This window comes from Ewingella allii, assembly GCF_044430645.1.
Classification (GTDB): domain Bacteria; phylum Pseudomonadota; class Gammaproteobacteria; order Enterobacterales; family Enterobacteriaceae; genus Ewingella; species Ewingella allii.
The window spans coordinates 1-13,130 of sequence record NZ_JAWUDN010000016.1 but is presented as its reverse complement, the minus strand read 5'-3'; the positions used below and the strand labels follow the sequence as shown (position 1 = coordinate 13,130).

18 protein-coding genes are annotated in these 13,130 nt (G+C 50.0%); 12 read left to right on the top strand and 6 right to left on the bottom strand.

Features of this window, described 5'->3' with window-relative positions; genetic code table 11:
- The first annotated feature begins 12 nt into the window (after positions 1–12).
- The 7 genes from rpsK to SBO83_RS21125 all read left to right on the top strand — a co-directional run bounded on the left by rpsK (position 13) and on the right by SBO83_RS21125 (position 3,687).
- Complete coding sequence (gene rpsK / locus SBO83_RS21155) at positions 13–402, top strand: 30S ribosomal protein S11 (protein WP_004929731.1); 390 nt, start codon at positions 13–15, stop codon at positions 400–402.
- 30 nt (positions 403–432) lie between these two features.
- Positions 433–1,053 carry a 30S ribosomal protein S4 gene (rpsD, locus tag SBO83_RS21150; protein ID WP_034793662.1) on the top strand — a complete coding sequence of 207 codons (621 nt, stop codon included), beginning with the start codon at positions 433–435 and terminating at the stop codon, positions 1,051–1,053.
- A 25-nt stretch (positions 1,054–1,078) separates the two neighbouring features.
- The gene (locus tag SBO83_RS21145; RefSeq protein ID WP_002919219.1) at positions 1,079–2,068 is read left to right on the top strand and encodes a DNA-directed RNA polymerase subunit alpha; all 990 of its coding nucleotides are present in this window, start codon (positions 1,079–1,081) and stop codon (positions 2,066–2,068) included.
- A 40-nt stretch (positions 2,069–2,108) separates the two neighbouring features.
- Positions 2,109–2,498 carry a 50S ribosomal protein L17 gene (gene rplQ / locus SBO83_RS21140; protein ID WP_034793661.1) on the top strand — a complete coding sequence of 130 codons (390 nt, stop codon included), beginning with the start codon at positions 2,109–2,111 and terminating at the stop codon, positions 2,496–2,498.
- A gap of 149 nt (positions 2,499–2,647) precedes the next feature.
- Complete coding sequence (locus SBO83_RS21135; protein WP_396132822.1) at positions 2,648–3,016, top strand: DnaJ family domain-containing protein; 369 nt, start codon at positions 2,648–2,650, stop codon at positions 3,014–3,016.
- Position 3,017: 1 nt separating this feature from the next.
- A complete protein-coding gene (gene zntR, locus SBO83_RS21130) occupies positions 3,018–3,434 on the top strand; it encodes a Zn(2+)-responsive transcriptional regulator (RefSeq protein WP_353503547.1) in 417 nt (138 codons plus the stop codon).
- 52 nt (positions 3,435–3,486) lie between these two features.
- Positions 3,487–3,687: an alternative ribosome-rescue factor A gene (locus SBO83_RS21125; RefSeq protein WP_353503546.1), complete on the top strand. Its 201-nt coding sequence runs from the start codon at positions 3,487–3,489 to the stop codon at positions 3,685–3,687.
- 51 nt (positions 3,688–3,738) lie between these two features.
- On the opposite strand, the gene mscL is transcribed toward SBO83_RS21125, so the two are convergent.
- From mscL to def, 5 genes are all read right to left on the bottom strand, one after another.
- The gene (mscL, locus tag SBO83_RS21120; protein ID WP_396132821.1) at positions 3,739–4,155 is read right to left on the bottom strand and encodes a large-conductance mechanosensitive channel protein MscL; all 417 of its coding nucleotides are present in this window, start codon (positions 4,153–4,155) and stop codon (positions 3,739–3,741) included.
- Between the two features lie 126 nt (positions 4,156–4,281).
- Entirely contained in the window at positions 4,282–5,658 is a 1,377-nt protein-coding gene (gene trkA / locus SBO83_RS21115; RefSeq protein ID WP_034793653.1) for a Trk system potassium transporter TrkA, read from the bottom strand.
- A gap of 24 nt (positions 5,659–5,682) precedes the next feature.
- The gene (rsmB, locus tag SBO83_RS21110; RefSeq protein WP_396132820.1) at positions 5,683–6,978 is read right to left on the bottom strand and encodes a 16S rRNA (cytosine(967)-C(5))-methyltransferase RsmB; all 1,296 of its coding nucleotides are present in this window, start codon (positions 6,976–6,978) and stop codon (positions 5,683–5,685) included.
- A gap of 74 nt (positions 6,979–7,052) precedes the next feature.
- Positions 7,053–7,988: a methionyl-tRNA formyltransferase gene (gene fmt / locus SBO83_RS21105; protein ID WP_396132819.1), complete on the bottom strand. Its 936-nt coding sequence runs from the start codon at positions 7,986–7,988 to the stop codon at positions 7,053–7,055.
- 25 nt (positions 7,989–8,013) lie between these two features.
- Positions 8,014–8,526 (bottom strand): peptide deformylase, encoded by a 513-nt coding sequence (gene def, locus SBO83_RS21100; RefSeq protein ID WP_034793647.1) that lies wholly within the window; start codon positions 8,524–8,526, stop codon positions 8,014–8,016.
- Between the two features lie 128 nt (positions 8,527–8,654).
- On the opposite strand from def, the gene dprA reads away from it, so the two are divergent.
- The 5 genes from dprA to aroE are packed head-to-tail and all read left to right on the top strand — an operon-like array spanning position 8,655 to position 12,244.
- Complete coding sequence (dprA, locus tag SBO83_RS21095) at positions 8,655–9,824, top strand: DNA-protecting protein DprA (protein ID WP_396132825.1); 1,170 nt, start codon at positions 8,655–8,657, stop codon at positions 9,822–9,824.
- Positions 9,796–10,269, top strand: a complete 474-nt coding sequence (locus SBO83_RS21090; protein WP_396132818.1) for a DUF494 family protein — start codon at positions 9,796–9,798, stop codon at positions 10,267–10,269. The genes dprA and SBO83_RS21090 overlap by 29 nt, the downstream gene beginning before the upstream one ends.
- A gap of 23 nt (positions 10,270–10,292) precedes the next feature.
- The gene (locus tag SBO83_RS21085; RefSeq protein WP_396132817.1) at positions 10,293–10,853 is read left to right on the top strand and encodes a DNA topoisomerase family protein; all 561 of its coding nucleotides are present in this window, start codon (positions 10,293–10,295) and stop codon (positions 10,851–10,853) included.
- Positions 10,846–11,415, top strand: a complete 570-nt coding sequence (gene tsaC / locus SBO83_RS21080; protein WP_396132816.1) for an L-threonylcarbamoyladenylate synthase type 1 TsaC — start codon at positions 10,846–10,848, stop codon at positions 11,413–11,415. The genes SBO83_RS21085 and tsaC overlap by 8 nt, the downstream gene beginning before the upstream one ends.
- A 10-nt stretch (positions 11,416–11,425) precedes the next feature.
- Positions 11,426–12,244, top strand: coding sequence for a shikimate dehydrogenase (gene aroE, locus SBO83_RS21075; RefSeq protein WP_396132815.1), 819 nt, complete (start codon positions 11,426–11,428; stop codon positions 12,242–12,244).
- Positions 12,245–12,304: 60 nt separating this feature from the next.
- Here the strand turns inward: aroE and SBO83_RS21070 are convergent, their stop codons facing one another.
- A complete protein-coding gene (locus SBO83_RS21070; RefSeq protein ID WP_396132814.1) occupies positions 12,305–12,871 on the bottom strand; it encodes a DapH/DapD/GlmU-related protein in 567 nt (188 codons plus the stop codon).
- Between the last annotated feature and the right edge of the window lie 259 nt (positions 12,872–13,130).

Below are 13,130 nucleotides of genomic sequence, written 5' to 3'. Positions count from 1 at the left end.
GTGATTGAATAAATGGCAAAGGCACCTGTTCGTACACGTAAACGTGTAAGAAAACAAGTCTCTGACGGCGTGGCTCATATCCATGCTTCTTTCAACAACACCATTGTAACCATTACCGATCGTCAGGGTAATGCTTTGGGTTGGGCAACAGCTGGTGGTTCCGGTTTCCGTGGTTCTCGTAAATCCACTCCGTTCGCAGCTCAGGTTGCAGCAGAGCGCTGCGCTGACGCAGTGAAAGAATACGGTATCAAGAATCTGGAAGTTATGGTTAAAGGACCTGGTCCTGGTCGTGAGTCTACTATCCGCGCGTTAAACGCGGCTGGTTTCCGCATCACTAATATTACTGATGTGACTCCTATCCCTCATAACGGTTGTCGTCCGCCGAAAAAGCGTCGCGTATAACGCTGCTTTTAGGATTGTTGGAGAGAGAAAATGGCAAGATATTTGGGTCCTAAGCTCAAGCTTAGCCGTCGTGAGGGCACAGATTTATTCCTTAAATCTGGCGTTCGAGCGATCGATACCAAGTGTAAAATTGAACAAGCTCCTGGTCAGCATGGTGCGCGTAAACCGCGTCTGTCTGACTATGGTGTGCAGTTGCGTGAAAAGCAAAAAGTTCGCCGTATCTATGGCATCTTAGAGCGTCAATTCCGTAACTATTATAAAGAAGCTGCTCGCCTGAAAGGCAACACCGGTGAAAACCTGTTGCAACTACTTGAAGGGCGTTTAGACAACGTTGTTTATCGTATGGGCTTCGGCGCTACTCGTGCGGAATCTCGCCAGTTAGTTAGCCACAAAGCTATTATGGTAAACGGTCGCGTTGTTAACATCGCTTCTTATCAGGTATCTCCGAATGACGTTGTCAGCATCCGTGAGAAAGCTAAAAAGCAATCTCGCGTTAAGGCCGCTTTGGAGTTGGCTGAACAGCGTGAAAAGCCGACTTGGCTTGAAGTTGATGCTGCGAAGATGGAAGGTGTGTTCAAGCGTAAGCCTGAGCGTACTGATCTGTCTGCTGACATTAACGAACACCTGATCGTCGAGCTTTACTCTAAGTAAAGCTTAGTACCAAAGAGAGGACACAATGCAGGGTTCTGTGACAGAGTTTCTAAAACCGCGCCTGGTAGATATCGAGCAAGTCAGTTCGACGCACGCCAAGGTGACCCTTGAGCCTTTAGAACGTGGCTTTGGCCATACTTTAGGCAACGCACTGCGCCGTATTCTGCTTTCATCCATGCCGGGTTGCGCGGTGACCGAGGTTGAGATTGATGGTGTACTGCATGAGTACAGCACCAAAGAAGGCGTACAGGAAGATATCCTGGAGATCCTGCTCAACCTGAAAGGGCTGGCGGTGAGAGTTCAAGGGAAAGATGAAGTTATTCTTACCCTGAATAAGTCTGGCATTGGCCCTGTGACTGCAGCCGACATTACCCATGATGGTGATGTCGAAATCGTCAAGCCGCAACACGTTATCTGCCACCTGACCGATGAGAACGCCGCTATTAGCATGCGTATCAAAGTTCAGCGCGGTCGTGGTTATGTGCCGGCGTCTGCCCGAATTCATTCGGAAGAAGATGAGCGCCCAATTGGCCGTCTGTTAGTAGATGCATGCTACAGCCCTGTAGAGCGTATTGCCTACAATGTTGAAGCAGCGCGTGTAGAACAGCGCACCGATTTGGACAAGCTGGTTATCGAAATGGAAACCAACGGTACGATCGATCCTGAAGAGGCGATCCGTCGTGCGGCAACCATTCTTGCTGAACAACTTGAAGCTTTCGTTGATTTACGTGATGTACGTCAGCCGGAAGTTAAAGAAGAGAAGCCAGAGTTCGATCCAATCTTGTTGCGCCCTGTTGACGATCTGGAATTGACTGTCCGCTCTGCTAACTGCCTCAAAGCAGAAGCAATCCACTACATCGGTGATCTGGTACAGCGCACTGAGGTTGAGCTACTTAAAACGCCTAACCTTGGTAAAAAATCTCTTACTGAGATTAAAGATGTGCTTGCTTCCCGTGGTTTGTCTCTGGGCATGCGCCTAGAAAACTGGCCACCAGCAAGCATCGCTGACGAGTAACCGGATCACAGGTTAAGGTTTTACTGAGAAGGATAAGGTCATGCGCCATCGTAAGAGTGGTCGTCAACTGAACCGTAACAGCAGCCACAGACAGGCTATGTTCCGTAACATGGCCGGCTCTTTGGTTCGTCATGAAATCATCAAGACGACCCTGCCGAAAGCGAAAGAGCTGCGTCGCGTTGTTGAGCCGCTGATTACTCTTGCCAAGACCGACAACGTTGCAAATCGTCGTCTGGCATTCGCCCGTACTCGTGATAACGAGATCGTGGCAAAACTGTTTAATGAACTGGGCCCGCGTTTCGCGAGCCGTGCCGGTGGTTACACTCGTATTCTTAAGTGTGGTTTCCGTGCAGGCGACAATGCGCCGATGGCATACATCGAGCTCGTTGATCGTGCAGAGTCACAAGCAGAAGTAGCAACTGCTGAATAATCTGTAGATGCATGAAAAAACCGGGCACTTGCCCGGTTTTTTTACGCCTGCAGTTTCTCACCTTCTTTTGAAAGCATCTTTTCTCTAACTTTTTCCTATCCAGGCGTTATCCTTTTCTCATACATATTACTTCGCTAACGGGAGAGATTATGTTTCTTGGTGATGCTATGGCTGAGCAAAAAATTGCGGAAGCTATAAATAAAGGTGAATTGGATAATCTGCCCGGCGCCGGTAGCCCCCTGCTTCTTGATGATGACAGTGACGTGCCGCTTGAACTGAGAATGGCATATCGAATTCTGAAGAACTCTGGTTTCTTGCCGCCCGAACTGCAGGACAGAAAGGAAGCTCTGGAGCTTAATACCTTACTGCAAACTCTGACCGCAGATGACGCCAGGTTTACTGAGTTAGAGAAGAGAGTAAAATTGCTTGAACTAAGGTTGCAGCAGGCTGGTCAGAATACCGACTTCTTACGCGGTGATTATCAAAATCCGCTGCTTGAAAGATTGCGAGGTAAGTAGCATGTATAAGATAGGTGAGCTTGCTAAGTTAGCAGACGTGTCCACAGACACGGTTCGCTACTATGAAAAGCAGGGCATGATGGAATGTGGCGAAAGAAGCGATTCCGGCTATCGCCAATATAATCATCGCGATTTGCAGCGCCTGCGCTTCATTCGTTATGCCAAAACCACAGGTTTTACGCTGGAGGCTATCAAGGAGTTACTTTCTTTGCGAATCGATCCGGCGCATCATACTTGTCAGGAATCCAAGTCTATTGTTGATAGTAGACTGGCAGAAGTGGAAGCAAAGCTGAGTGAATTAGAGCGAATGAAGGATTCACTGACGCGCCTAAGCAAAGCGTGCTGTGGCTCTTCGCATTCCAGCGCGAGTTGCTCTATTCTTGAGGCGCTAGAGGCAGGGGCGATTAAAGAGAAATAAGTCTGCTGCTCCAATATTATATCGAGTCAATAAAGTTAATTATGAGGGTAACATGAGTAATTATAAGCATCAGAAAGGCGTCATTCAGGACAACGCGATTCAAGCACTGCTGCATGATCCGTTGTTCAGGCAACGAGTTGAAAAGAGTCTCAAAGGTAAAGGCAGTTATCGTAGAAAAGAGAAAAACGGCAAGAAGGGTTATCAGGAGGGCAGTGCTAAGCATTTATTCGGGTTCTTAGCACTGTCCTTCTAGCATTAAAAAAGCCATCTGATGATGGCTTTTTTAATTATGAGAAGTCTGATTTTACAATCTTGGCGTTTGTTGTTGTTTCAACAAATCGCGGATTTCTGTCAGCAGGGTTTCTTCTGCCGTTGGTTTTGGTGGTTCAGCGGGCGCGGCTTCTTCTTTGCGACGCATTTTGTTCATCAACTTGATTGCACAGAAGATAGCCAGAGCAACAATTACGAAGTCAAAAATGTTTTGAATAAACACGCCATACTTCATGACAACCGCAGGCACTGTACCCTGAGCCTCGCGTATAACCCATTCAAACTGCTTGAAATCCACCCCGCCGATTAACAGGCCCAGTGGTGGCATAATAATATCTGCGACCAGCGACGACACAATTTTGCCGAAAGCTGCACCGATGATCACACCGACTGCAAGATCAACAACGTTGCCACGCATGGCAAATTCACGAAACTCTTTCATAAAACTCATAAAACATCCCCTTGGCAAATCGATACTTTGTGTCAAACAAAGTAAAGACCATTTGTTGCGTCCGCGCTACAAAAGTTGAAGAATTGATTCCAATTCATTGATAAATATTCAAACACCCGTGGCATTTTATAAGAAAAATGGACTTGGCTGGAACAATCTCTCGACGTCTCGCACGAATTTCTTATCAGTGATGAACATAATCACGTGGTCACCTTGCTGAATCCGGCTCGCACCGTTGGCGATAATAACTTCATTACCCCTGACGATAGCGCCGATGGTGGTACCAGGCGGCAGCTTGATCTGTTCAACAGTTCTGCCAACAACGCGTGAAGTGCTCTCATCACCGTGAGCAATAGCTTCGATGGCTTCCGCCACGCCGCGGCGAAGAGAGGAGACGCTAACGATATCCGCTTTGCGCACGTGACCAAGCAGTGCCGAGATGGTCGCTTGCTGTGGGGAAATAGCGATATCAATCACGCTGCCCTGCACTAAATCGACATAAGCTCCGCGCTGGATAAGCACCATGGCCTTTTTGGCACCCATACGTTTGGCCAGCATGGCCGACATGATGTTCGCCTCATCATCATTGGTGATGGCGATAAATACGTCGACCTGCTCGATATGCTCTTCTGCGAGCAGCTCTTGGTCCGAGGCGTCGCCGTAAAACACGATGGTATCTTGCAAGATTTCGGCTAATTCAGCAGCCCTTTGCTGATTGCGCTCAATAAGCTTTACGCTGTAATTCTTCTCTAAACGCTGGGCCAGGCCTGCGCCGACATTACCGCCGCCAACGATCATGATGCGTTTATAAGGCTTCTCGAGACGTTGAAGCTCGCTCATTACGGCGCGAATATGCTGCGACGCCGCAACGAAGAAGACCTCATCACCTGCTTCAATAATGGTTGAGCCTTGTGGCCGAATAGGCCGGTCTTGGCGGAAGATAGCGGCAACGCGCGTCTCGATGTGCGGCATATGCTCGCGCATGGATGACAAGGCACTGCCGACCAATGGGCCGCCGTAATAGGCTTTAACCGCCGCGATGCTGACTTTACCTTCTGCAAAGTTAACCACCTGCAGTGCGCCCGGATACTCAATCAGCTTATAGATGTAATCGATAACCAGCTGCTCGGGGGAGATAAGGTGGTCAATTGGCACGGCTTCGGGCTTGAAGAGCTTTTCTGATTCACGAATATATTCAGAAGAACGAATGCGCGCGATTCGGTTTGGCGTGTTGAAAAGTGAATAGGCGATTTGACAAGCCACCATATTGGTCTCGTCGGAGTTAGTCACCGCAACCAGCATATCGGCATCTTCTGCACCGGCTTCGCGCAGCACTCTTGGGTGCGAGCCATATCCCTGAACCACCCGCAGGTCGAACTTATCCTGCAGCTGGCGCAAGCGCGACATGTTGGTATCAACGACGGTGATGTCGTTGTTTTCACCCACCAGGTTTTCAGCCAGCGTCCCGCCAACCTGTCCGGCACCAAGAATAATAATTTTCATAAGAGGCTCATTCTCGCTTAGAAATTACTTCGCTGACTTAATCAGTTTAGCGTAATAGAAGCCGTCGCCATCTTCAGCGTGTGGCAAGTTCTGTTTGCCCGGATTCTCCAAATCGCCAGTCTCAACCAGTTTAGCTTCCGGGTGGTCACGCAGGAAGGCCGTGATCTGCTGGCTATTCTCTTCTGGCAAGATTGAGCAAGTTGCATAAACCATCACGCCATTAGGTTTTAAACGTGGCCAAATGGCTTCGAGAATTTCGCGCTGCAACCCGGCTAGCTCGGCAATATCGCTGTCACGGCGCAGCCACTTGATGTCTGGGTGGCGGCGAATCACGCCGGTCGCAGAACATGGCGCGTCGAGCAAAATCTTGTCGAACTGACGATCGCCGGCCCAAGACTGAGGTTCGCGGCCATCGCCCTGTTTGACCTCGGCATGTAATTTTAGCCGTTGAAGGTTTTCATTTACGCGAACCAGCCGCTGCTTATCAACATCCACCGCAAGCACGTGGGCTTTAGGGGCAGCTTCAAGAATATGGGTAGTTTTCCCGCCCGGCGCACAGCACAGGTCGAGGATCATCTCACCATCTTGGGGATCAAGAAGATCAACGCTGCCTTGAGCAGAGGCATCTTGCACCGTCACCCAACCATCGGCAAAACCGGGTAATTCGGTTACGGCGGAAGGCGTTAACAGTCGCAGGGCATCGGCATATTCCGGATGGGGAGCAGCATCGATGCCGGCGGTTTGAAGCAGAGCCAGATATTCATCGCGTGAATGATGGATGCGATTGACGCGTAACCACATTGGCGGACGCTGGTTATTTGCCTCAATGATGGATTCCCACTGCTCTGGGTAAGCCTTCTTAATACGATTCAGCAGCCAGCTAGGGTGCAGGTAGCGGCTGTCCGTATTTTCCATTCGCTGGATCAACTCGTCCTGCTGGCGCTGGAATTGGCGCAGCACGCCATTAATCAGACCTTTTAACTGTGGGCGTTTCAGTGCCACGGCGCCTTCGACTGTTTCAGCCAAGGCCGCGTGTGGAGGAATACGCGTGTGGACCAGCTGGTAGATCCCGACCATCAGCAGATAATGCAAAGTACGCTGTTTGCCGGTGAGCGGTTTTGCCATCAGCTGCTGTAAACACCATTCCAGCTGTGGCAGAACGCGTAGCGTCCCGAAGCACAGCTCTTGCAGTAAACCGCGATCCTTCTCGGAAATATTCTTTTGTAACCCTGGCAAAACGGTAGAAAGAGACTGGCCTTGATCAAGAACCTGGCTGATGGCTTTTGCAGCAATGCTGCGGAGATTATAGGTTGTTTTCATAGTCAGAAAGGCTGCAAAGGTCAGCTTATTAGAAGGAAATGACCCGGCGCGTAGCCGGGTACGATTGGCAATGATTAGGCGAGAATATTGCCTTCAATGAACCATTCACGGCGTGAATTAAGGATATCTTGGACTGACATCGCTTTCTTACCTGCCGGCTGCAATTGCAAGATATTCAAAATACCGTCAGAGGTCGCGATCTGTATTCCGGCTTTCCCGGCGGCAATGACCGTGCCCGGTTGAGCCGTGGTTGGCTGCTCGAGTGCCTCGGCCTGCCAGACTTTTACCGGCTGCTCTTCAATAACGAAATAGCTCATTGGCCATGGGTTGAAAGCACGGATGCAGCGCTCAAGCTGTTTGGCCGAGAGCGACCAGTCCAGACGCGCTTCCTCTTTGCTCAGCTTTTCCGCATAAGTCACTAACCCTTCATCCTGAACTTCGGGTTTTGCGCTGCCTTCGGCTAACTGCTGCAGTGTCGTCAGCATACCGGTAGGGCCAAGCTCTGCCAGCTTGTTATACAGCGTGGCGCTGGTATCTTGCGGCTCAATATCACATTCGATTTTGTGCAGCATATTGCCGGTATCCAGCCCAACGTCCATTTGCATGATGGTGATGCCAGTTTGGCTATCTCCCGCCCACAAAGAACGCTGAATCGGCGCGGCACCGCGCCAGCGCGGCAGCAGTGAACCATGGACATTGATGCAGCCCAGTTTTGGCATATCCAAAACAGCCTGTGGGAGGATTAACCCATAAGCCACCACCACCATCACATCCGCATTAAGTTCAGCGACCAGCTGTTGGCTCTCTGCCGGGCGTAAAGATTTAGGTTGGAATACCGGAATGCCGTGCTCGAGAGCCAGCGTTTTCACCGGGCTAGGCGTCAGCTTATTACCACGGCCAGCAGGGCGGTCTGGTTGAGTAAAGACCCCAACCACCTCATGTTCAGATGTTAAAAGCGCGTCAAGATGACGCGCTGCAAAGTCAGGTGTTCCTGCAAATATAATGCGCAAAGCTCATTCCTGTTATTGACGAAAATCAGTCAGCACGAGCGTTCAGCTTGGCCATTTTTTCCATCTTCTGGCGAATACGCTGGCGTTTCAGTGGAGACAAGTAATCCACGAAAAGCTTACCGACTAAGTGATCCATTTCATGCTGGATACAGATAGCCAGCAGGTCATCGGCCTCAAGCTCAAAACTCTTGCCATCGCGATCGAGTGCGCGGATTTTTACCTTCTCGGCGCGAGGAATCAAAGCGCGCTGGTCAGGAATCGACAGGCAGCCTTCCTCGATACCCGTTTCGCCGCTCTGTTCCAGCAGCTCAGGGTTAATCAGCACCAAACGCTCATCGCGGTTCTCAGAGACATCAATAACGATAATACGCTGGTGGATGTCTACCTGAGTGGCGGCCAAACCGATGCCTTCCTCGGCATACATGGTTTCGAACATATCATCCACGATTTGCTGGATTTCGGCGTTAACTTCTTTGACCGGCTTTGCAGTAATGCGAAGACGCTCGTCTGGGAAATGTAAGATATTTAATACGGACATAAATTTTTGGATCTTCATTCAAATGATTGACGATATATAGACTCTATTCTAGACATTTCCCGTCCTGATTGACAGCATCCTCTACCAATTGGAGCAGTAGCCAGCTGGCTTTATTAAGGAGGATGCGAGTGACACTTAGGGAAATGTGGTTACGTTTGTCAGCGATAAAGCGGCTGGATGCTGCCTCAATATGTCACATTGTTGACGCATTTATTGATGATGGCAGGTGCGACGCCAAATCGCTCAGTTCTTACGGCCTGAGTGAAGAGCAAATCCAGAGTTTCTTCAATATTGAATCTCAACGTATTTTTACAGCTTTAAACTGGCTAGACGCTGAGTCACACCACTTCATCACGCTGCAAGATGCACACTACCCGTCGATGCTGAAGCACATCTCCTCGGCTCCGCCGGTGCTGTTTGTCAAAGGCCAACTCCCCGTATTGGCGACGCCCCAATTGGCCATGGTCGGCAGTCGTAACTACAGTGATTACGGCGAGCAGTGGGCGCAGTATTTTGCCGCGGGATTAGTGAGTAGCGGTTTTACTATTACTAGCGGGTTAGCTCTTGGGATTGATGGAATTAGCCATGCCGCCGCGCTAGAGGCGGGAGGAAACACCATCGCGGTATTGGGAAGCGGCTTGGCGAAGATCCACCCGCGCAGCCACCTTGGGCTTGCCGATCGCATTCTAGAGAGCGGCGGCGCACTGATATCAGAACTCTGGCCTGACACTGCAGCGATGCCGGCTAACTTCCCCCGACGAAATCGAATTATCAGCGGCATGAGCGCCGGCGTGCTGGTGGTCGAAGCCTCTTTACGCAGCGGCTCTCTCATCACGGCGCGTTATGCCTTGGAACAGGACCGAGACGTGTTTGCCTTGCCCGGCCCGCTCGAAAATACCACCAGTACGGGGACCCACTGGCTTATCAAGCAGGGGGCTTATCTGGTCACTGAACCCAATGACATCGCAGAGCAAATTGGCAGTGGGCTGACCTGGTTGCCGGTGGCGGCAAGTGGCTTATCGCCACAAACTGCTCATGGAGCAGTTCAATCTGCAACAAAAGAGATTATTTATGCTCAAGACAACGAAGTTGAATTGCCATTTGCTGAGGTGTTGGCTAACGTAGAATATGAGGTGACACCTGTTGACGTCGTCGCCGAACGTGCCGGCCAACCTGTGCCAGACGTGGTAGGTAAACTACTCGAACTGGAGTTAGCAGGATGGATCGCAGCTGTACCCGGCGGCTATGTCCGAATTAGGAGGGCAGGCCATGTTCGACGTACTAATGTACTTATTTGAAACTTACATTCATAACGAAGCGGAGATGAGTGTCGACCAGGATAGGTTAACAGACGATTTGGCTGAAGCAGGCTTCCATCGGACCGATATTCACAATGCTCTAAATTGGCTTGAGAAACTTGCCGAGCTGCAAGAAGGTGAAACACCGTCGCATTTACTGGATGCAGACCCCTTTGCTTTGCGTATTTATACCAATGAAGAGGCGGCGCGTCTGGATGTAGACAGCCGAGGTTTCCTATTATTCCTTGAACAGATAAAAGTATTGAATTTCGATACCCGAGAAATGGTTATCGATCGTGTCATGGCTCTCGACACCGAAGAGTTTGATCTTGAAGATCTCAAATGGGTGGTCTTGATGGTGCTTTTCAATATCCCCGGATATGAAAATGCCTATGAGCAAATGGAAGAGTTACTATTTGAAGTTAATGATGGTTATCTGCATTAGAGATAACGGATAAAGCGTAACGTATGACAAAAGCAGCACTTTTTGCTGAAAAGCAAAATGAAACATGTCCGGAATGTGGGGCTGTATTGGTGATCCGTAGTGGTCGTCACGGCCCCTTTCTTAGTTGTTCGACATACCCCTCCTGCCAGTATATCCGTCCTTTAAAAAGTCAGGCAGACGGGCATATTGTTAAAGTCCTTGAAGGTCAGTCATGCCCTAAATGCCACTCCACGATGGTGTTGCGTCAGGGGCGTTATGGCATGTTCATCGGGTGCAGTAATTACCCTGAATGTGATCATATTGAGACTATCGATAAACCAGAAGAAACCAGTCTGTCATGCCCGCAGTGCAAACAGGGCCATCTTCTGCAGCGTAAATCTCGGTACGGCAAAGCCTTTCACGCCTGCAACCGTTACCCGGATTGCCAGTTTGCGATAAACAATAAACCTGTCGCCGGGCAATGCAGTCACTGCCAGTATCCGCTGTTAATGGAAAAGAAAACGGCTCAGGGAGTGAAGCTCTTTTGTGCCAGCAAGTCATGTGGCAAGGCTGTAAACGACATAAACAAAGATCAAGATGAATAACGATAAAGAAACTAATTTCACCGAAGTCCTAAATGCGCTGAACCAGCAGCAAGTGATTGCTTACCCGACAGAGGCCGTTTTTGGCCTGGGATGCGACCCTGATAGCGAGCTCGCAGTAGAAGAGTTACTACGCCTCAAACGCCGTCCGCGCGAGAAAGGGCTGATCCTCATCGCCGATAACTATCAGCAGCTTCTCCCCTATATAGATGACAGCGCCCTGACTGATGAGCAGCGCCAGACCATTTTTTCCCAGTGGCCCGGCCCCGTGACTTGGGTGATGCCCGCGAAGGCGACCACGCCATCTTGGCTAACCGGCCAGTTCTCTTCACTCGCCGTGCGCGTCACCGACCATCCTTTGGTCAAAGAGCTGTGCAGCCGGTTTGGCAAACCTCTGGTGTCGACCAGTGCGAATCTCAACGGCCTTGAGCCTTGTCGCTTTGCCCAAGAAGTTAAACAACAGTTTGGCGACGACTTCCCAGTATTGGAAGGCAATGTCGGCGGACGCCAAAACCCTTCAGAAATCAAAGATGCGCTGACTGGCCATCTTTTCCGCCAAGGTTAAGGAATTTTTGATGCCCTCATTCGCCGTTTTTGGCAATCCAATAGCGCACAGCAAATCCCCAAGAATTCATGCTCTTTTCGCCGAGCAAACGGGTATTGAGCATACCTACGGTACTGTGCTGTCGCCTCGTGATGAGTTCGCCGAGTATCTTGACGCTTTCTTTGCTGAGGGGGCGAAAGGAGCGAATGTGACCACGCCTTTCAAAGAGCAGGCTTTTGCGAAAGCAGATGAACTGACCGAAAGGGCTTCAATGGCGGGAGCGGTAAACACCCTCAAGAAGCTTGAGGATGGGCGGCTGCTGGGCGACAACACCGACGGTATCGGCATGCTCAGCGATCTTATCCGATTGAACATGTTGCATGAAAACGATCGCGTCCTGCTGGTGGGCGCGGGTGGTGCGGCGCGCGGCGTGATCCTTCCGCTGCTTTCCCATAACTGTAAGGTGACGTTGGTCAATCGCACCTTTAGCCGTGCAGAACACCTCAGCGAGCTGTTTAAAGGAAAAGGGGAGATCCGCGCTGTGCCGATGGAGGGTCTGGATAATGAGAAGTTTGATCTCATCATCAATGCCACGGCTTCCGGCATACACGGCGAGATCCCAGATTTACCTTCTTCTTTATTAACGGCCAACACCCGAATCTATGACATGTACTATCAACTTGGCCCAACGCCTTTTATAACCTGGGCGCAAGAACATGGCGTTCAAACCTGTTCGGACGGCTTAGGCATGCTGGTGGGGCAGGCAGCTCATGCATTCCATCTTTGGCATGGCGTTATGCCGGAGATTGAACCTGTCCTCAAGCAACTCAAGCAGGATTTACTGGGCTGATTAGATGCCAAAACGCCTGATTCGCGTTAACACATTCAGGCGTTTCTTCTTATATAGAGTTTATTTCGGGAAGAGCTGTTTTTGATCAGCATCGTTCAGATAAAGATTTTTCCACTTCACATAGTTATTCGATGAGTAAAGTAACCCTTCGAGTTCCTCGGCGCTCAGCGCCCTGATCTTCTTCACCGGGCTGCCTAGATAGAGATAACCACTCTCCAGTCTTTTGCCTGGGGGAACCAAACTCCCCGCGCCAATCATCACGTCATCTTCAACTATCGCACCATCGAGCAAAATCGATCCCATGCCGACCAAAACCCGATCCCCAATCTTGCAGCCATGCAGCATAGCTTTATGACCCACGGTGACATCTTCACCAATAATAAGGGGGAAGCCCTCCGGATTATGTTGGGATCGGTGGGTGACGTGCAGAACACTTCCGTCCTGAACATTGGTTCTATGGCCAATCACCACTTTATTTACGTCACCCCGAATAGCCACTAATGGCCAGATGCTGACATCGTCAGCCAGATCGACTTCGCCAATGACCACGCTTGAAGGATCAATCATCACGCGATCCCCTGTGGTGGGCACCACACCTTGATAGGTGCGCAATGGATAGTGAGACATGAATTACCCCGTTAGAAAGACATTTATCCTTTGGGAATATAGCCCGTGAAGAAGGGATTACAAACTTACAGCGTCTGGGATCGAAGAGAAAATCAGCTTTTCGTGCAAGATCGCAACGAAAGGGTGGAAAAGTATGCAGTTGATCATTTTATTCGAAAAAACGCTTGTGGAAAAAACAGGGATCCCTATAATGCCGCTCCATCGACAGGGAACAACGTGAACAACATCACGAAGTGAACGAGTCGGAAAGATTAAAAAC

Coding starts and splice junctions, on each gene's coding strand:
- SBO83_RS21085 (WP_396132817.1), top strand. CDS start 10,293: ATGACAAAAGCAGCACTTTTTGCTGAAAAGCAAAATGAAACATGTCCG.
- rpsK (WP_004929731.1), top strand. CDS start 13: ATGGCAAAGGCACCTGTTCGTACACGTAAACGTGTAAGAAAACAAGTC.
- mscL (WP_396132821.1), bottom strand. CDS start 4,155: ATGAGTTTTATGAAAGAGTTTCGTGAATTTGCCATGCGTGGCAACGTT.
- SBO83_RS21070 (WP_396132814.1), bottom strand. CDS start 12,871: ATGTCTCACTATCCATTGCGCACCTATCAAGGTGTGGTGCCCACCACA.
- trkA (WP_034793653.1), bottom strand. CDS start 5,658: ATGAAAATTATTATTCTTGGTGCCGGACAGGTTGGCGGGACGCTGGCT.
- SBO83_RS21090 (WP_396132818.1), top strand. CDS start 9,796: ATGTTCGACGTACTAATGTACTTATTTGAAACTTACATTCATAACGAA.
- SBO83_RS21145 (WP_002919219.1), top strand. CDS start 1,079: ATGCAGGGTTCTGTGACAGAGTTTCTAAAACCGCGCCTGGTAGATATC.
- SBO83_RS21125 (WP_353503546.1), top strand. CDS start 3,487: ATGAGTAATTATAAGCATCAGAAAGGCGTCATTCAGGACAACGCGATT.
- tsaC (WP_396132816.1), top strand. CDS start 10,846: ATGAATAACGATAAAGAAACTAATTTCACCGAAGTCCTAAATGCGCTG.
- rsmB (WP_396132820.1), bottom strand. CDS start 6,978: ATGAAAACAACCTATAATCTCCGCAGCATTGCTGCAAAAGCCATCAGC.
- rplQ (WP_034793661.1), top strand. CDS start 2,109: ATGCGCCATCGTAAGAGTGGTCGTCAACTGAACCGTAACAGCAGCCAC.
- rpsD (WP_034793662.1), top strand. CDS start 433: ATGGCAAGATATTTGGGTCCTAAGCTCAAGCTTAGCCGTCGTGAGGGC.
- zntR (WP_353503547.1), top strand. CDS start 3,018: ATGTATAAGATAGGTGAGCTTGCTAAGTTAGCAGACGTGTCCACAGAC.
- def (WP_034793647.1), bottom strand. CDS start 8,526: ATGTCCGTATTAAATATCTTACATTTCCCAGACGAGCGTCTTCGCATT.
- SBO83_RS21135 (WP_396132822.1), top strand. CDS start 2,648: ATGTTTCTTGGTGATGCTATGGCTGAGCAAAAAATTGCGGAAGCTATA.
- aroE (WP_396132815.1), top strand. CDS start 11,426: ATGCCCTCATTCGCCGTTTTTGGCAATCCAATAGCGCACAGCAAATCC.